Annotated in this window: 16 protein-coding genes; 12 read left to right on the forward strand and 4 right to left on the reverse strand. The window is 53.6% G+C overall.

The genetic code is table 11. The annotated features are described in order from the left end of the window. Positions 1-32 precede the first annotated feature (32 nt). From slmA to NCTC9997_RS14225, 4 genes are all read left to right on the forward strand, one after another. Complete coding sequence (slmA, locus tag NCTC9997_RS14210) at positions 33-623, forward strand: nucleoid occlusion factor SlmA (protein ID WP_010864922.1); 591 nt, start codon at positions 33-35, stop codon at positions 621-623. Positions 624-988: 365 nt separating this feature from the next. After that, positions 989-1372: a fluoride efflux transporter CrcB gene (gene crcB / locus NCTC9997_RS14215; protein WP_039046088.1), complete on the forward strand. Its 384-nt coding sequence runs from the start codon at positions 989-991 to the stop codon at positions 1370-1372. A 15-nt stretch (positions 1373-1387) separates the two neighbouring features. After that, entirely contained in the window at positions 1388-1786 is a 399-nt protein-coding gene (locus NCTC9997_RS14220; RefSeq protein WP_010864924.1) for a CrcB family protein, read from the forward strand. 80 nt (positions 1787-1866) lie between these two features. Next, the gene (locus NCTC9997_RS14225; RefSeq protein WP_064978528.1) at positions 1867-2811 is read left to right on the forward strand and encodes an urea transporter; all 945 of its coding nucleotides are present in this window, start codon (positions 1867-1869) and stop codon (positions 2809-2811) included. Between the two features lie 133 nt (positions 2812-2944). Here the strand turns inward: NCTC9997_RS14225 and pyrE are convergent, their stop codons facing one another. Next, entirely contained in the window at positions 2945-3598 is a 654-nt protein-coding gene (pyrE, locus tag NCTC9997_RS14230; RefSeq protein WP_047708917.1) for an orotate phosphoribosyltransferase, read from the reverse strand. A gap of 230 nt (positions 3599-3828) precedes the next feature. Continuing rightward, complete coding sequence (rph, locus tag NCTC9997_RS14235; RefSeq protein ID WP_039046090.1) at positions 3829-4545, reverse strand: ribonuclease PH; 717 nt, start codon at positions 4543-4545, stop codon at positions 3829-3831. Positions 4546-4711: 166 nt separating this feature from the next. Here rph and NCTC9997_RS14240 point away from each other — a divergent pair, with 166 nt between their 5' ends. After that, on the forward strand, positions 4712-5575 hold the full coding sequence (locus NCTC9997_RS14240) for a YicC/YloC family endoribonuclease (RefSeq protein ID WP_010864928.1): 864 nt from the start codon (positions 4712-4714) through the stop codon (positions 5573-5575). 584 nt (positions 5576-6159) lie between these two features. Beyond that, positions 6160-6363, forward strand: coding sequence for a hypothetical protein (locus NCTC9997_RS14245; RefSeq protein ID WP_064978301.1), 204 nt, complete (start codon positions 6160-6162; stop codon positions 6361-6363). A gap of 167 nt (positions 6364-6530) precedes the next feature. Here NCTC9997_RS14245 and NCTC9997_RS14250 read toward each other — a convergent pair whose 3' ends face one another. Then, entirely contained in the window at positions 6531-7403 is an 873-nt protein-coding gene (locus NCTC9997_RS14250; RefSeq protein WP_064978302.1) for a LysR family transcriptional regulator, read from the reverse strand. A gap of 134 nt (positions 7404-7537) precedes the next feature. Between NCTC9997_RS14250 and NCTC9997_RS14255 the strand changes: the two genes are divergently transcribed. Beyond that, positions 7538-8614: an NAD(P)H-quinone oxidoreductase gene (locus NCTC9997_RS14255; RefSeq protein ID WP_082935571.1), complete on the forward strand. Its 1077-nt coding sequence runs from the start codon at positions 7538-7540 to the stop codon at positions 8612-8614. A gap of 104 nt (positions 8615-8718) precedes the next feature. Here the strand turns inward: NCTC9997_RS14255 and NCTC9997_RS14260 are convergent, their stop codons facing one another. Further along, on the reverse strand, positions 8719-10170 hold the full coding sequence (locus tag NCTC9997_RS14260) for a glycoside hydrolase family 1 protein (protein WP_064978303.1): 1452 nt from the start codon (positions 10168-10170) through the stop codon (positions 8719-8721). Between the two features lie 131 nt (positions 10171-10301). Here NCTC9997_RS14260 and NCTC9997_RS14265 point away from each other — a divergent pair, with 131 nt between their 5' ends. The 5 genes from NCTC9997_RS14265 (at position 10302) to rpoZ (ending at position 15569) form a co-directional block, all read left to right on the forward strand. Further along, a complete protein-coding gene (locus NCTC9997_RS14265; protein ID WP_064978529.1) occupies positions 10302-11168 on the forward strand; it encodes a LysR family transcriptional regulator in 867 nt (288 codons plus the stop codon). Positions 11169-11413: 245 nt separating this feature from the next. Beyond that, complete coding sequence (locus NCTC9997_RS14270) at positions 11414-13297, forward strand: methyl-accepting chemotaxis protein (protein WP_064978304.1); 1884 nt, start codon at positions 11414-11416, stop codon at positions 13295-13297. Between the two features lie 560 nt (positions 13298-13857). Beyond that, positions 13858-14217, forward strand: a complete 360-nt coding sequence (locus tag NCTC9997_RS14275) for a YgiW/YdeI family stress tolerance OB fold protein (RefSeq protein ID WP_010864935.1) — start codon at positions 13858-13860, stop codon at positions 14215-14217. Positions 14218-14606: 389 nt separating this feature from the next. Beyond that, positions 14607-15230, forward strand: coding sequence for a guanylate kinase (gene gmk, locus NCTC9997_RS14280; RefSeq protein ID WP_010864936.1), 624 nt, complete (start codon positions 14607-14609; stop codon positions 15228-15230). Positions 15231-15293: 63 nt separating this feature from the next. Further along, the gene (gene rpoZ / locus NCTC9997_RS14285) at positions 15294-15569 is read left to right on the forward strand and encodes a DNA-directed RNA polymerase subunit omega (protein ID WP_010864937.1); all 276 of its coding nucleotides are present in this window, start codon (positions 15294-15296) and stop codon (positions 15567-15569) included. Positions 15570-15578: the final 9 nt, after the last annotated feature.

Consider the following 15578-nt stretch of genomic DNA (forward strand, 5'->3'; position numbering starts at 1 on the left):
GATGGCTTTTGGTCTTAAGGGAACCGCGATTAATGGCAGGAAATAATAAGAAAAACCGTCGAGAAGAGATCCTTCAGGCGCTAGCCCAAATGCTGGAGTCCAGTGAAGGGTCACAACGGATCACCACCGCGCGCCTTGCGGCCACGGTCGGGGTTTCGGAAGCGGCGCTTTACCGGCATTTCCCGAGTAAAGCCAGGATGTTTGAGGGGCTGATCGAGTTTATTGAAGAGAGCCTGATGTCGCGGATCAACCTGATCCTGACAGATGAAAAAGACACCCTGCTGCGCCTGCGCTTAATCGTTCAGCTGCTGCTAGGCTTTGCCGAGAAAAACCCGGGGCTGACCCGTATTTTGACCGGTCATGCCCTCATGTTTGAACAAGACCGGCTGCAAAACCGGATCAATCAACTGTTTGAGCGCATTGAAACCCAGCTGCGTCAGGTGATGCGCGAGCGTAAACTGCGCGAGGGCAAAGGCTTTGCTCAAGACGAAGGTCTGCTGGCTAGCCAGTTACTGGCGTTTTGTGAAGGTCTGATGTCACGCTTTGTTCGCTCCGAGTTTCGCTATCTGCCCACGCAAGATTTCGATATTCGCTGGCAACTGCTGACCGCGGAGCTCGGCTGAGTCCACGCTACGTGCCTGCGCGAACCTCTGCACCGGCGGACTGCCGCCGGTCACGTCTCTCTGCGAGATACATACACACCTTACAGCCTCCCTATCTACCGCACCCGCCTCTCTGCCACTGTTGTTGGTGTCTTATCCTCGACTGGCGAGCTATTTTCCCCCACATCCATGCTTAGGCTCTCAATTTTGCGCACGAGGTTTGCCGCGCGTTGTATTTGATTACTAATTTTAATAAACGGATACAGGTTTCACGTCGCTATCGCCGCCGCCACACCAAATAATACTCAGATTATTCTTGGGCATCTGTGTCAGCGGTCTGTACATGCTGTTTCTCGCCTGTATGCCATCACTTCGAGGAGCATTTCGTGACTGCATTCGACATGATGTGGGTCGGCTTAGGCGGCGGCCTCGGCGCGTTATTGCGCTACGTGTTTAGCGTGCAAATTAAACGCCGCTACCAGGGGATCTTTCCGCTGGCCACGTTCACCATCAATATTTTTGGTGCCTTTGTGATTGGGTTTCTCAGCGTGTTATTTGGCGTTGATTGGGCGTCGCGTATTGGTACGCCAGTGAATGCGGCCATCATTACCGGTTTTTTGGGCGGTTACACCACTTTCAGCAGTATGCAGCTGGAAGCCTCACACCTGATTCAAAATAACAAAACGCTGCTGGCATTGACCTATTTAACAGCCTCCACCGCACTAGGCATGGCTGCCGCCGCGCTGGGTGCTTGGCTGGCGATGCCATAAGAGGGAAACGCAACCATGATTAATCTGGTGATCCTGATTTTTGTCGGTGGCGCGTTTGGCGCCATGTGCCGCGAATTTTTTATGCTGGGGTTTCCGACCCACGCCGGTGATTTCCCATTGGCGATTTTCCTTGCCAATGTGCTGGCCTCGTTCTTACTCGGTTTGTCCACCGGCAGTCGTCAGCGCCTGCGGATCCACGAACATGTGCACCTGCTGGTCGGCACTGGCATCATGGGTGGGATGTCCACCTTCTCCAGCTTTGTCTATGCCGCGGTGACCTTGGTGCAAAACCCGGCCACCTTTCGCACGGCCCTGTGCTATATCGCTGCCAGTTTGCTGGCCGGATTAGCTGCCGCCGGCATTGGCACGCTACTCGGACAGCGGCTCACTCAAGGCGACGAGCAAGAGCCGTAACATCACCGTTATCGACAGTTATGGTGGCGCAAAGCTGGTCTTTGCGCCTTTTTTTGGTCAACACCCAACACGTGAGCATCATGTTCAATCAGTTTCTTCGTACCCTACTGCGCGGTGCTGGACAGGTCTTTTTTGCCGGCAATGCCATCACTGGCGCTTTTTTCTTACTCGCCATTGCCTTTGCGGCGCTGCAAAACGGCACCCCTTATACTCTCCTTGGCGCGATCGTTGGCCTTACGGTATCTACCTTGATGGCTACCCGTTTGCACTTGGACGATAACGACATCGCGCAAGGGTTGCACGGCTTTAACGGTATCTTGGTTGGGATCACGGTGACCACCTTTTTCATCCCGTCACCACTCATGTGGGTGCTGCTGATCTCCGGCGCGATGCTGTGCCCGATTGCCGAATGTGCAATTAAACAATCGGTCACCCGCAGCTGGGGCGTGCCCGGCTCTACCTTGCCGTTTGTGCTGATCAGTTGGATGCTGTTGCTGGCCGGTTATAACCTCTCGGGGGTGCATCTGCATGTGTTATCCGCCGCCGTGCAGCATCCCGATGAAAACCATGTCACTCTGTTGATGCTGTTTCAGGCCAGTATCCGCAACATTGCCCAAGTCTTTTTGCTCAACAATACTGTCAGTGGCGTGCTGATTTTAATTGGCTTGGCGTGGCGTTCACGGGCGATGGCACTGACGACGCTGGGCGGGGCGATTTTGGCCACCACCGTGGCGCGCCTGTTTGGTGCCGATACCTATTCGATTTTGACCGGCCTGTACGGCTTTTCGCCGGTACTGAGTGCGCTGGCCATTGGCCGCGTCTTTTATCTACGTTCGCCAGTGCGCTTATGGTTAGCCATCTTCGCCACCTTAGTGACAGTGCTAGTGCAAGCAGCGCTCAATCGCCTGTTCACCCCATTAGGGCTGCCCACCTTTACTGCAGCTTATCTGCTGACCTTGGCGATTTTTATGTTGGCGCGCCCCGCCCTGCAACCGCCATCAACTGTGGCGAATGCCTCTGAATAATGCACCAGAATAAGGCACTAGCATCAACGGTATTGCGCGAAGGCTTCGCCTAAACCATGGCGTACCCGCCTTCACGTCAGCCGCAACGAAAAAGGCAGCCCATCGGCTGCCTTTTTTATTTTACATGTGCGAGTTACACACCATATTCTGCGCGATAAGCCCGCACCGCATCCAGATGGGGGGCTAACTCTGGCTGGCTGGCCACTTGCTCTTCGAGATAGCTAATCAGATCGTTTAAGGTAATGATGGCAATCACCTGACAGCCATAATCACGCTCCACTTCCTGAATCGCTGACAGCTCGCCTTGGCCGCGCTCCATACGGTTGAGGGCGATCATCACCCCAGCCAGCGATGCCTGATTTGCGGCAATGATTTCCATCGACTCACGGATCGCGGTACCGGCGGTGATCACATCATCCACCAGCATGACGCGGCCTTGCAGCGCGCTACCAACCAGATTGCCGCCTTCACCGTGGGTTTTGGCCTCTTTGCGGTTAAAGCAATACGGCACATCGCGATCGTAGTGATCGGCCAGCGCCACGGCGGTGGTGGTGGCAATCGGAATACCCTTGTACGCCGGGCCAAACAGCAAATCAAACTCGACGCCCGATTCATTCAGTGCCGCCGCATAAAAGCGCCCCAGCTGCGCTAAATCACGACCGGTGTTAAACAGCCCAGCGTTGAAGAAGTACGGGCTCTTGCGACCGGACTTGAGGGTAAACTCACCAAAACGCAGTACCTGCTTGCGCAGGGCAAATTCAATAAACTCACGCTGATAGGCTTTCATGCTCTTTCCTTGTTACCGGTTACGATGTTGATGTGATGCACGGCCACAGCCGCCTGTCGGCGCTGCGCCTAACTAAGTCATTACAAAAGCAATAGTTCATTTCAAAAACAGCTGTCGCGCTGTTTGCTAGATCTAATGCGGCACATCGGCAGTGCCTTGATTTATCCGGCCGTGATTTATCAGACATAGCAACAGGCGAAAAAAAAGCGGCTATCAAGCCGCTTTTCTTATTATTCGCTGAGCGCCGCTTTCTGCGCGGCGATAATGTCGGCAATGCCGGCCTTGGCCAGCGCCAGCAAGCTGAGCAACTCCTCATGGGAGAATGGTTCGCCCTCGGCGGTGCCTTGCACTTCAATCATGCGGCCATCTTCCATCATCACCACATTCATATCCGTTTCGGCGGCGGAGTCTTCCACGTACTCCAGATCGCACAGTGCTTCGCCATCCACGATGCCCACTGACACCGCAGCCACCATCCCTTTCATTGGATTAGCTTTCAGCGCGCCTTTAGCCACCAGCGCGTTCAACGCATCGGCCAGAGCCACACAAGCACCAGAAATCGAGGCGGTGCGGGTGCCACCGTCAGCTTGGATCACATCGCAATCCAGAGTGATGGTGTATTCACCGAGCGCGGTCAGGTCTACCGCCGCACGCAATGCGCGCGCAATCAGACGCTGGATTTCCATGGTACGGCCGCTTTGCTTGCCTTTGGCCGCTTCACGCTGGTTACGGGTGTGGGTCGAACGTGGCAGCATGCCGTACTCGGCGGTGACCCAGCCCTGTCCTTTGCCTTTGAGGAAACGAGGGACGCCTTCTTCCACGGTCGCGGTGCACAGCACTTTCGTTTCACCGAACTCCACCAGCACCGAACCTTCGGCATGTTTGGTGAAATTGCGGGTCAGGGTAATCGGTCGAACCTGCGAAGCCAGTCGGTTTGCCGGGCGCATCGCGTCCTCCTTAATCGGGAATCAGGTATCAGGGGAAATCGTTTGACCGCGCATTATACGGATTTGTGGCGCCGATGCCTAATCCCGCGCGGAGATTGGCACTGACGCCTTAGAGCCACTGGGTTATAATCGCCTGACATTCATTTTGATGACGAGATACACGCGCATGATCCGTAGTATGACAGCCTTCGCTCGCAACGAAGTTAAAGGCGACTGGGGCACCGCCGCCTGGGAGATCCGTTCCGTAAACCAGCGCTATCTGGAAACTTACCTGCGCCTGCCGGAGCAGTTTCGTTCTCTGGAGCCGGTACTGCGTGAGCGTATCCGTCAGCGTTTGACCCGCGGGAAAGTAGAGTGCGCGTTGCGCTTTGATGCCAACCCGGCCGCACAAAGCACCCTGACCATTAATGAAGAACTGGCGCGTCAGCTGATGGCCGCCGCAAAGTGGGTACAGCAAACCAGCGGTGAAGGCACCATCAATCCTCTGGAAGTGCTGCGCTGGCCGGGTGTTATGGCCGCCGCCGAACAAGATCTGGATGCGATTTCTGCCGCCCTAATGGCCGGTTTTGAACAAGCGATGGATGAGTTCGTGGCCGCCCGTGAACGTGAAGGTAGCGCACTCAAAGCACTGATTGAGCAGCGTCTGGATGGCGTCAGCGCCCAAGTGGCGATCGTGCGTAGTCACATGCCAGATGTGCTGCAGTGGCAGCGTGAGCGTCTGCAAAGCAAGATGGAAGATGCGCAAGTGCAGGCCGACAACAACCGTCTGGAGCAAGAGCTGGTACTGCTGGCCCAGCGTCTGGATGTGGCCGAAGAACTCGACCGCCTCGAAGCACACGTGAAAGAAACCCGCGCGATTTTGAAAAAGAACGAAGCCGTGGGCCGTCGTCTGGACTTCATGATGCAAGAGTTCAACCGCGAAGCGAACACCTTGGGTTCAAAATCCATCAATGCTGAAATCACCGGTTGCAGCGTCGAGCTGAAAGTGCTGATTGAGCAGATGCGTGAGCAAATTCAGAATATCGAATAAGCCAAGCTGTTTTGATATACCCCAAAAAAGCGCCAGTAACGGCGCTTTTTTATTTCCCGTAAGACAACCTATTCATCATCGCCCCCATTCATAATCCCCCCAAATAGTGCGCCGATAAAACGCAATAAACGTGAGCAAAAATCAACACTAAAATCTAAGCCAAAACCGCATTTTGACCGCCCGTTTTTTAAAACATTCCCACCCGAGAACATTAATTTTTCTGGCCTCATTCTGCCGGCTATTGAGTTGTAAATTTTGCCGCTACGCCGGAAACACCTTTAATGCAGCAGCACTGCATAGCCCCAACTTGATAAATAAAGCACTTGGTAAACAGCGTGAGCTAATTAGGCTATTCATCCTGCATAAATCCGAAAATGCGAGCCATTATCAGTCAAATATCGACATGCAGGGTTACAGTCCGACATCAATATTCGCGTGCAGCTAAGCAACCGAGCGCATACATTCTCGCCGTTGCCAACACCGAGCGATCGCCGTGTTCGCAACCTCGCAAGAAGACGTAAAAGTAAGAAGACGTAAGAAGAGCAGTTTTATTTAACAATAATATTTCGCATAAGGCTTCAAAGATGAAAAAGATTTACTTAACCGCCGTTGCCGCCGTATTTAGTCTGTCTTCCGCCATGAGCTTTGCCGCCACTGGCTCAGAGAAAATGCCAGAAAAAGCACCAGCCCATACGACACATCACAGCGCGGTGGTAAAACACCACAAAACCGCCACGCATAAAAAAGTGCATCAAGCCAAACTGAATACCGTCGAGGCCAAAAAATAAGCCTCGTGGCTCACGGGATAATTTGACGCCCTGACCTCTTGTTGATAGCACACACTAAGAACGTTAATAAGGCGACTCTCATCATTATTACTATCATGTAGTGATGTCATGTAGAGTCACCTTTTAACTGCGCTAAGCGCCTCATGAAATACAAGCCATGACGGCATTTAGAACATAGCCGCAAATGATACTTCAATGGCCTTAATGACCGCCCTAACCCGCGCGGCATGCTGCACATCTCGATGCATCACTAACCACACCTCATAAGGCTTTTGTAACTGTCTTTCTGGCCAAACGCGCACCAAACCGACTTGCTCAGCCAGCGGTACCGCAATTTCACCTAGCCCCAATCCCGTCATCAGCGCGTGACGCAGCATTAAGCTGGTATTAACGCCAGCGGCAATTTTCGCCCCATCCGCCGGTTCATCAAGCATCGTTAGCGTGCGAGAATTCTGCCAATGTGGCTCGTAAACCACCAGCGAATGGCCCGCAAAACCATTGCCTTGCTCAGGCATTCCTTGGCGGGCCAAATACTCGGCCGAGGCATACAAGCCTATCGGCCAAGAGGCCAGTTTACGAATGATCAGATCGGGATTGGTTGGTTTCACCGAGCGGATTGCAATATCAGCCTCACGCAAGGTCAGATTGGCCACCTGTGTCGAAGTATTGAGGATCACCCGGATATCTGGATGATGCCGATGTAACTCACGCAGCGCAGACAGTAAAAAATCGATACCGAGCGTATCGGTGGTCGCAACATTCACCTCCCCCACCAACCGGTTATCCACCCCTTGAGCGGCTCGGACAAAATCCATAGCCGCCAACTCCATCTGCTCGGCACTGGCTAATACCGTCTCTCCCACAGGGGTCAACACATAGCCTTGCGAGGTGCGCAAAAACAATGTGGCCGCCAATCCATGCTCCATCGCCGCAATACGCCGACCTATCGTCGCTTGATCAACCCCCACGACACGCGCCGCAGCGCGCAAACTCCTTTCACGATATAGCGCCAAAAAAATCTTGGCATCATCCCAATTCATTACATCTCCTCGTCAAGATGCATTTTTGCATTATCGGTTAGGGCTAATACTGCGTTTATTCATCGGTAGTTTCTACTATCGTCGTCTACCAACGAGATCCCGTTACCGCGGTCGAATTACTATCGGAGCCCACTATGTACCCACAATCGCATCCACAATCTTTTACTCTTCCCGCCACGATGTACGCCGTAGAAATTACCCAGCCGGGCGGACCTGATGTCTTGCAATTAACCACTCGCCCGACACCACAGCCCAAAAGTGATGAAGTGTTGATTCGCCATTATGCTGCGGGGATCAATGGTCCTGATGCTATGCAACGCAAAGGGTTGTATCCGGCACCGGCCGGCGTCACCGATATTCCAGGATTAGAGGTATCTGGGATCATCGTGGCCAAAGGTGATCGCGTCTCTCATCTCAATATCGGAGATAAGGTCGCGGCGCTGATCCCAGGCGGTGGATATGCACAATACAGTGTTGCCCACGAAAGCAATACGATGCCGCTTCCTGCTGGAATGAGCTTTGTCGATGCCGCCGCATTACCTGAAACATTGATGACCGTATGGACCAATATGTTTGAACGGGGTCAATTTAAACCCGGTGATACCATTTTGATTCATGGTGGTGCGTCAGGCATTGGCACTACAGCGACCATGCTCGCTAAAGCTTTTGGTGCGGCCAAAATCATTACCACGGTGGGTTCACCGGAAAACAGAGATGCCAGCCTAAAGCTCGGTGCCGATGTCGCCATACTTTATAAAGAAGAGGACTTCGTTGAGGCCGTACTCCATGCCACTGATGGCCATGGGGCCGACATCATTCTCGATATTATTGGAGGTGATTATGTTGCGCGTAACTATGCCGCTGCCGCCATGCATGGGCGTATCATCCAAATCGGCATCGTAGCGGGCGCCGCTCGCCAACTCGATCTGTTCCCGTTACTGCAAAAAAGGCTTACCCATACAGGTTCAACGCTGCGCTCTCGTACTCCACAAGAAAAAGCGGCACTGATTGCGCAATTAAAACAACACGTATGGCCACTGCTCGAAAGTGGACAAGTTAAACCACAAATTTATCAGACCTTCCCTCTGCATGAGGCGGCGGCCGCGCATCAATTGCTCGACTCAGGGCGTCATTTTGGCAAGATCGTCTTCGACTTTGGATCTCTTACAGATCACACGTCACTACCGTGCACCGATAAAGCCATATGCTAAAAAAAGCCCCGCCGGGTGGCGGGGAAAAATAGCCTGTTGAATCAGGCCACATACTCATTGGTAGAGATCATGCTCATGGGCCGACTGCGCTGCGTGAATAGGGGTCACTCAACACGGTCATGTAATGCTGCGCCCGCGGATTGGATCACCTTCTGATACCAGAAGAAGCTGTCTTTACGGATCCGGCGCAAGGTGCGTGGCGACTGCTCATCCCGATCCACATACACGAAGCCGTAGCGTTTTTGATATCCATTGAGCCAACTCAAAATGTCGGTAAATGACCAAGCGCAGTAGCCAAGTAGCTGCACGCCATCTTGCATCGCTTGCTGACAAGCCAGCAGGTGACTGCGCAAGTAATCGATGCGGTAGTCATCGTGGATCTTGTCATCCGCTTCCAGCTTATCGAACTCACCCAGACCGTTTTCGGTGATCATCATCGGCAAGTGATAGCGCGAGGCCAAACGGCGCAGCGCAATGCGCAGACCGGTCGGATCGATGGCCCAATCCCAGTTACTGGTCTCCAGATGTGGGTTCGGCGTGGTGCGATACAGCCCCGGCACACCGCTAGATGGCGTGGTACCTTTGCGCCCAGTGTTATTGATGCGCTGCAGCGTCTGCCCATCGAGCGGGTTATCGGTATAGGTCAGGGTATAGTAGTAATTGACCCCGATATAATCCGGCTTACCTTCGGCCAATAGCTCTAAATCACCCGGTAAAATCTGCGGCGCCTCACCGCGCTCACGCAGCCACGCCAACGAAGCCTGTGGATAGCGGCCATAGCAATACGCATCCAGCCACCAGTAGTTAGTCATCTCTTCAGCGTTTTCATAAGCCAGAATATCTGCTGGCGCCGCCGAGGCCGGATAGGCCGGCGAATAGGCAAAGCTAGGGCCTATCAAACCGTTCGGCACATGCTGGCGAAACGCTTTGATCACGGAGGCATTGGCTAAAAACGCAATATGGTTGGCGGCAAAGAAGCGTTTCCTATCTTGCACCGCTGGCGGATGGGTTCCCAGCAAGTAGGCATTAGTCAGATTAAAATTCTGCTCATTGAGCGATACCCAATATTTCACCTTGTTGGCAAAGCGGCGGTACAGCGTTACGCAATAGTGCTCAAAATCGGCAATGATGCGCCGATCTTCCCAGCCACCGTATTCATCTTGCAGCGCTTGCGGCAGATCCCAGTGATATAAGGTCAGCACCGGCTCAATGCCGTGCGCCAGCAGCGCATCAATCAGGCGCTCATAAAATGCTAAACCGGCTTCATTCACCGCACCGCGCCCGGTCGGGAAAATGCGTGGCCAGCTGACCGAGAAACGGTAGGCTTTCAGGCCCATTTCGGCCATCAGCGCCACATCTTCTTCCATGCGATGATAGTGATCGACCGCCACATCGCCATTACTGCCTTGAAACGTGGTGCCGGGAATTTTGGTGAACAGATCCCAGACCGATGGCCCTTTGCCATCTTCATTCCACGCCCCTTCCACTTGATAGGCGGCGGAGGCGGCGCCCCACAGAAAATCGGTGGCAAACGGCTGCAGGTGAGAGTGATGCATTCAAAAGCTCCTTGTCACAGTGCGGTCACAGTACAGATCGTGCTTGGCAATAAGCATCGCCCAGACCTACAATTCCGTCCAATGACATTTAATCTGCTTTTTCATTCCACAGAGGAATGATGGGGGAAGCTATGGAACTGCGCGATCTGCGAGCCTTTGTCACCTTAAGCGATGTCCTGCATTTCAGTCAGGCAGCCGAACGGCTGCACATTACCCAATCGGCGCTCAGCAAGCAGATTAAACGGCTGGAGCAAGCGCTCGGCGGCGCATTACTGGCCCGCAGTGCCGGCGCTACCACGCTTACCCCACTTGGACGGGCATTGCTGGATGAAGCGCGCGACATCGTGCGCCGCAGTGAGCAATTACCGCTGACTGCCCAAGATGTGCTGGCCGGCAACCGTGGCCTGCTGCGAGTCGGCTTTGGTGTGGCGACCAATCGTCTGGTACCGGCGGCGGTGGCGCGCTTTCGCCGTGAGCGGCCACTGGTTAATATTGAACTGCACGATCTGTCCACCCATCACCAAATCTTAGCCTTAAGCGAAAATCGTCTCGATCTGGGGTTTTGTCGTCTACCCGCCCCACGCGGATGGTATGCTATGCCGGTGGTGCAAGCCAACTTTGTGGCCGTACTGCCGGCTGACTACCCGCCCGTCCACGCCTTAGATGAGTTGGCCGCCTACCCGCTAGCGATGTTACGCCGCGATCGCGCGCCTTCTTTTTACGACAACTTGATGCACTATTTGGCGCAAAGCGGGCTACGTTTTCAGCGCCTGCATTATTTGAATGATTTTGCGGCCGGAATTGCCACCGCCGCCGCCGGGATTGCATGGACTATTTTGCCCTCGTCCACCTTGGTCGATCATCCGGCGGTGCGGGTATTGCCCCTGACCGAGCCCGCGGCGTGCTGGACAATCGGACTCGTCTGCCCAGCCGCGCCGACCACGCCACTGCTGCAAGAATTTTGCCGCACGGTGGCCGAGTTCAGTGAGATCCGCTAACCCATCGCCCCTCAACGTGGCGCGTACCCAAGCCAGTGTGATGCATCCCGCAGCTTGCACTCGACGCGCCCAATTAACCGCACGAAATGTCGCTTAATTTCACAGAATTTACATTCTGGCTATGATAAGCACGACTCGGTCACAAAATAGAACATTGCGCTTTCAGATTTCGCCTGCGACGCCGCTAGCCAAGATGATCAGTAATCCGTCCGCGCCGTATGCAGGAGCAATCAGGAAGCACGCCTATGAAGACGCTATCACTCAAACACAAAATTCTCCTTTCGGTCACTCTGGCACTGACGCTGGTGATCGCCTTGTTATCTTGGCGCAGCTACTCGGCGCAAAAAGCCATTTTGTTGCAAGATGCGCAAGAACAAACCGAGCGTCTGGGCATTCAGCAAGCGGAGCGCATTCGCGATTGGCTGTCAGCGCGACGTGATGTAATTCAGGCCATGGCCGGTAAAATCTCCGCCCAACCCCTGACGGTACTGCAACAAGCTCAAAACTCCGGTCGCTTCCAGCTGACCTATTTTGGTCAAGCCGATGGCGTGATGCACGATGCCGACCCGACAATCGATCGCAGTCAGTACGATCCGCGCTCGCGTCCGTGGTATCAGGAAGCCAGCCAACAGGGCAAGATGATCACCACCAAACCCTATCTGGGCGTAGCGGCAGAAGGCACTATTTTGACCATTGCCCAGCCGGTTAACACTGGCCTTGTCAGTGGGGTCGTGGGCGGCGATCTGGCGATTAACACGATCGTGGAAGATATCAGCAAGATGGTGCTGCCCGCCGACGGTTTTGCCATTTTGATGCACAAAGACGGTACGGTGATCGCGTATAAAGATGCGGCCAAGGCGATGCGCTCCGCTTCGGAAATCGATAACGATCTGAACAACCAAACCATCGAACAGAGCAAAAACGGCCATACCCTGACGCCGCTGTATTTCGAGCAAGAGCAGCGCGACAAGCTGGTGTGGGCTACCAACATTCCCGATACCGATTGGGAGCTGGTGTTGGTGCTGGATAAAGACACGCTGGAAGCACCGCTGCAAAACCTGCTGTTGACCCAACTGGGGCTGGCACTGCTGGTGTTGGTCGGCAGCATCGGGGCTATCTCGTACCTGATTGGCGTGCTGCTCGGCCCACTGGGTAACGTGGCGCGCGCGCTGGCACGCATTGCCGACGGTAACGGCGACCTGACCCAACGCATTGTGGTTAACACTCAAGATGAAGTCGGCCAACTGGCAGACAGCTTCAACCGCTTTGTCGGCAGTCAACATCAACTGATCACCCATATCCGCGCCTTGGCCACCGAATTGAACGCCGATGCCGAGCGTAGCTTGGTCATCAACCAAGAAGCGGTCAGCGAATTACAGCGCCAGCAGCAAGACGTCACCATGGTCGCCACCGCCGTGACCGAAATGGCCAGCGCCACCCAAGAGATTGCCAACAGCGCCGAGCAAACGGCTACCGCCGCTCAGCAATCCACCGCCAGCAGCGAGCAAGGCAAAGTGCTGGTGAATAAGACCCGTCAGTCCATCAATAATCTGGCCGATGAAGTCAGCGAAGCCACCGAAGTGATCGGCGCGCTGAGTCAGCATGCGCAGGCGATTTCCGGTATTTTGTCCACCATTCAGGGCATTGCCGAGCAAACCAACCTGCTGGCACTGAACGCGGCGATTGAAGCGGCGCGCGCCGGAGAGCAAGGGCGCGGTTTTGCGGTGGTAGCTGACGAAGTACGGGTATTGTCACGCCGTACCCAAGACTCCACGCAGGAGATCCACTCCACCATCGATACCCTGCAGCAAACCACCGCCCGCGCGGTGAGTCTGATGCAAACCAGTCAGGCGCTGGCCGGTAACAGTGTGGAGGATGCCGATGCCGCGGCGCGAGCGTTGGAAGAGATCACTCATGCCGTAGCGCTGATTTCCGATATGGCCAGTCAGATTGCCACCGCCGCCGAGGAGCAAACCCAAGTGACGGGGGAAATCACCCAGAACACCACCGCGATCAAAGATGTAACCGACGAGATCACCGCCGCGGCCATGCGCGATCTGGATCAGGCGCAAGCCCTGAAAGGTCGCGCCAGCAATCTGAGCCAGCAAGTATCGACCTTTATTTTATAACGGTCATTTTATAGCGGTTATTTTATAACTGTTGTTATCACTGCTTTTTATCGCCAGAACTTGGCTCTATTAGCGGCATAAATCAGGGCGACACCAGTCGCCCTGATTTATTTTCTTTTGGCAGAACTCAAATGCCGCCTTGATATTCAACTTTATTCTTATCGCCGCAGAACATATCCGATATAACACATCCGAAAATAACCTAACCCCTATTTTTAGGGTTAGCCTACTTTTAATAACCCACCGACCAAACCACGCAGACAAAAAATAAATTTACCGCCAAGCATTTAATAAAATAGTGCCGAATAATTAATGAGTTAAATAATTATTGGTGTGATAAATGGCCTTGTTTTTGTTAGCGCACCTGTAACCAATGGTATCTAACTACGCCAAACCAATAAAAACAGAAACTGACTTTTTCATTCATCCCGCATTCAGAAAATTGGCGTTATGATTCATTCCATCGTTAAGCAACACCTATCGTTATGACGGATACCGCGTATCCCGCTCACTGAATTGTTAGCTTAACTTAATTGGCTTAACCATCTACCGAGGTCGTTATGAACAAAATGCTGAAATTCGTATTACCACTGGCGCTGTTTTCTGCTCTGTCTGCGGCCCCGGCCATGGCAGCCTATACCGGTACTCCAGCCGCAGCTCAAGTCAGCGTAAAAGATCTGGCTAACCAGAAAAATGATGCGTGGGTAACCCTGCAAGGCAAACTGGTTTCTCAAGTTAGCCATGACAAATACCTGTTCTCTGACGGCAGCGGCGAAATCCAAGTCGAGATCGATCAGAAAGTGTGGAATGGCGTGAATGCCGGCCCGAACGACACCGTAAAAATTACCGGTGAATACGATCGCGAGTGGGGCATGGATAAAAACAAAGTGGATGTGAAATCCATCTCGTTAGTGAAATAATTTTGTTCAGCCACCTAAGCAACGCGTCTTAGGTGGCTGTATTTGCATGCCTAGATGTACCGTCTTCCCTGTTTCCCTTTCCGATAACAGTTTCAGATAACCTCTTCAGACAATACGCGTTCATCGGGCACCTCACTCATGAGGCTAACGCAGATCCTGACAATCCTGACGACAGCCTGAGCAATTTGGGCTAAAATGATCGTTTACCCGCCGTCAGTTGCCGCTCGGTTAGCCGTAAAGGCACCGCCGCACACTGACAGCCTGTCGTCCCGTAATCCCCGGCCTTTGCCCGTATAGCGGCGGTCACCGACTTCACTGCTCGGCACCCGTACCGGGGTACCTGTAACTGGATGCCTGTAACCGTATACCTGCAACTGTATAGTGACATTATGCCCAAAGGTACTCTGTATATTGTTTCCGCTCCGAGCGGTGCTGGTAAATCCAGCCTTATCAATGCATTGCTGAAAACTCACCCAACCTACGACATGCAGGTTTCGGTGTCGCACACCACCCGTGAACCACGTCCGGGCGAGAATAATGGTGAGCATTACCACTTTATCAGCGTGGATGAATTCAAAGCGCTGATTGAGCAGCAAGCGTTTTTAGAATACGCGGAAGTATTTGGTAACTATTACGGTACTTCCCGCCCGACCATCGAAAAAGTGTTGGATCAGGGCATCGATGTCTTCTTGGATATCGACTGGCAAGGTGCACGTCAGGTGCGTGAGCAAATGCCTCAGGCACGCAGCATTTTCATCCTGCCACCGTCACGGGAAGAGCTGGAGCGCCGCCTGCGTGGCCGCGGTCAGGACAGTGATGACGTGATCGCCAAGCGCATGGCCAAAGCGGTCAGCGAGATGTCGCATTACGATGAGTATGACTATCTGATCGTGAACGACGATTTCGATCAAGCGCTGGTTGATCTGAAGAACATTATCCGCGCCGAGCGCCTAAAACGAGAGCGTCAGGGGCTGCGCCACGGTGCGATGATCAGCAAATTGTTGGCAGAGTAAGCTCGGATTGAGTATCATTTCTAGTCATTTGTCTTTTCCCTATTGGATCCATTGGAGTCGTTCATGGCCCGCGTAACCGTACAAGACGCCGTTGAGAAAGTTGGTAACCGTTTTGACCTGGTACTGGTCGCTGCACGTCGTGCGCGTCAGATGCAAACCCAGGGTAAAGATCCGCTTGTCCCGGAAGAGAACGACAAGTACACCGTGATCGCCCTGCGCGAGATCGAAGATGGTCTGATCAACGCTGACATTCTGGATGCCCGTGAGCGTCAAGAACAGCAGGAGCAAGAAGCGGCTGAACTGCAAGCTGTTGCAGCCATCGCTGAAGGCCGTCGTTAATTCTGTTAC

Source organism: Plesiomonas shigelloides, from assembly GCF_900087055.1.
Taxonomy (GTDB): Bacteria; Pseudomonadota; Gammaproteobacteria; order Enterobacterales; family CAMTGL01; genus Plesiomonas; species Plesiomonas shigelloides.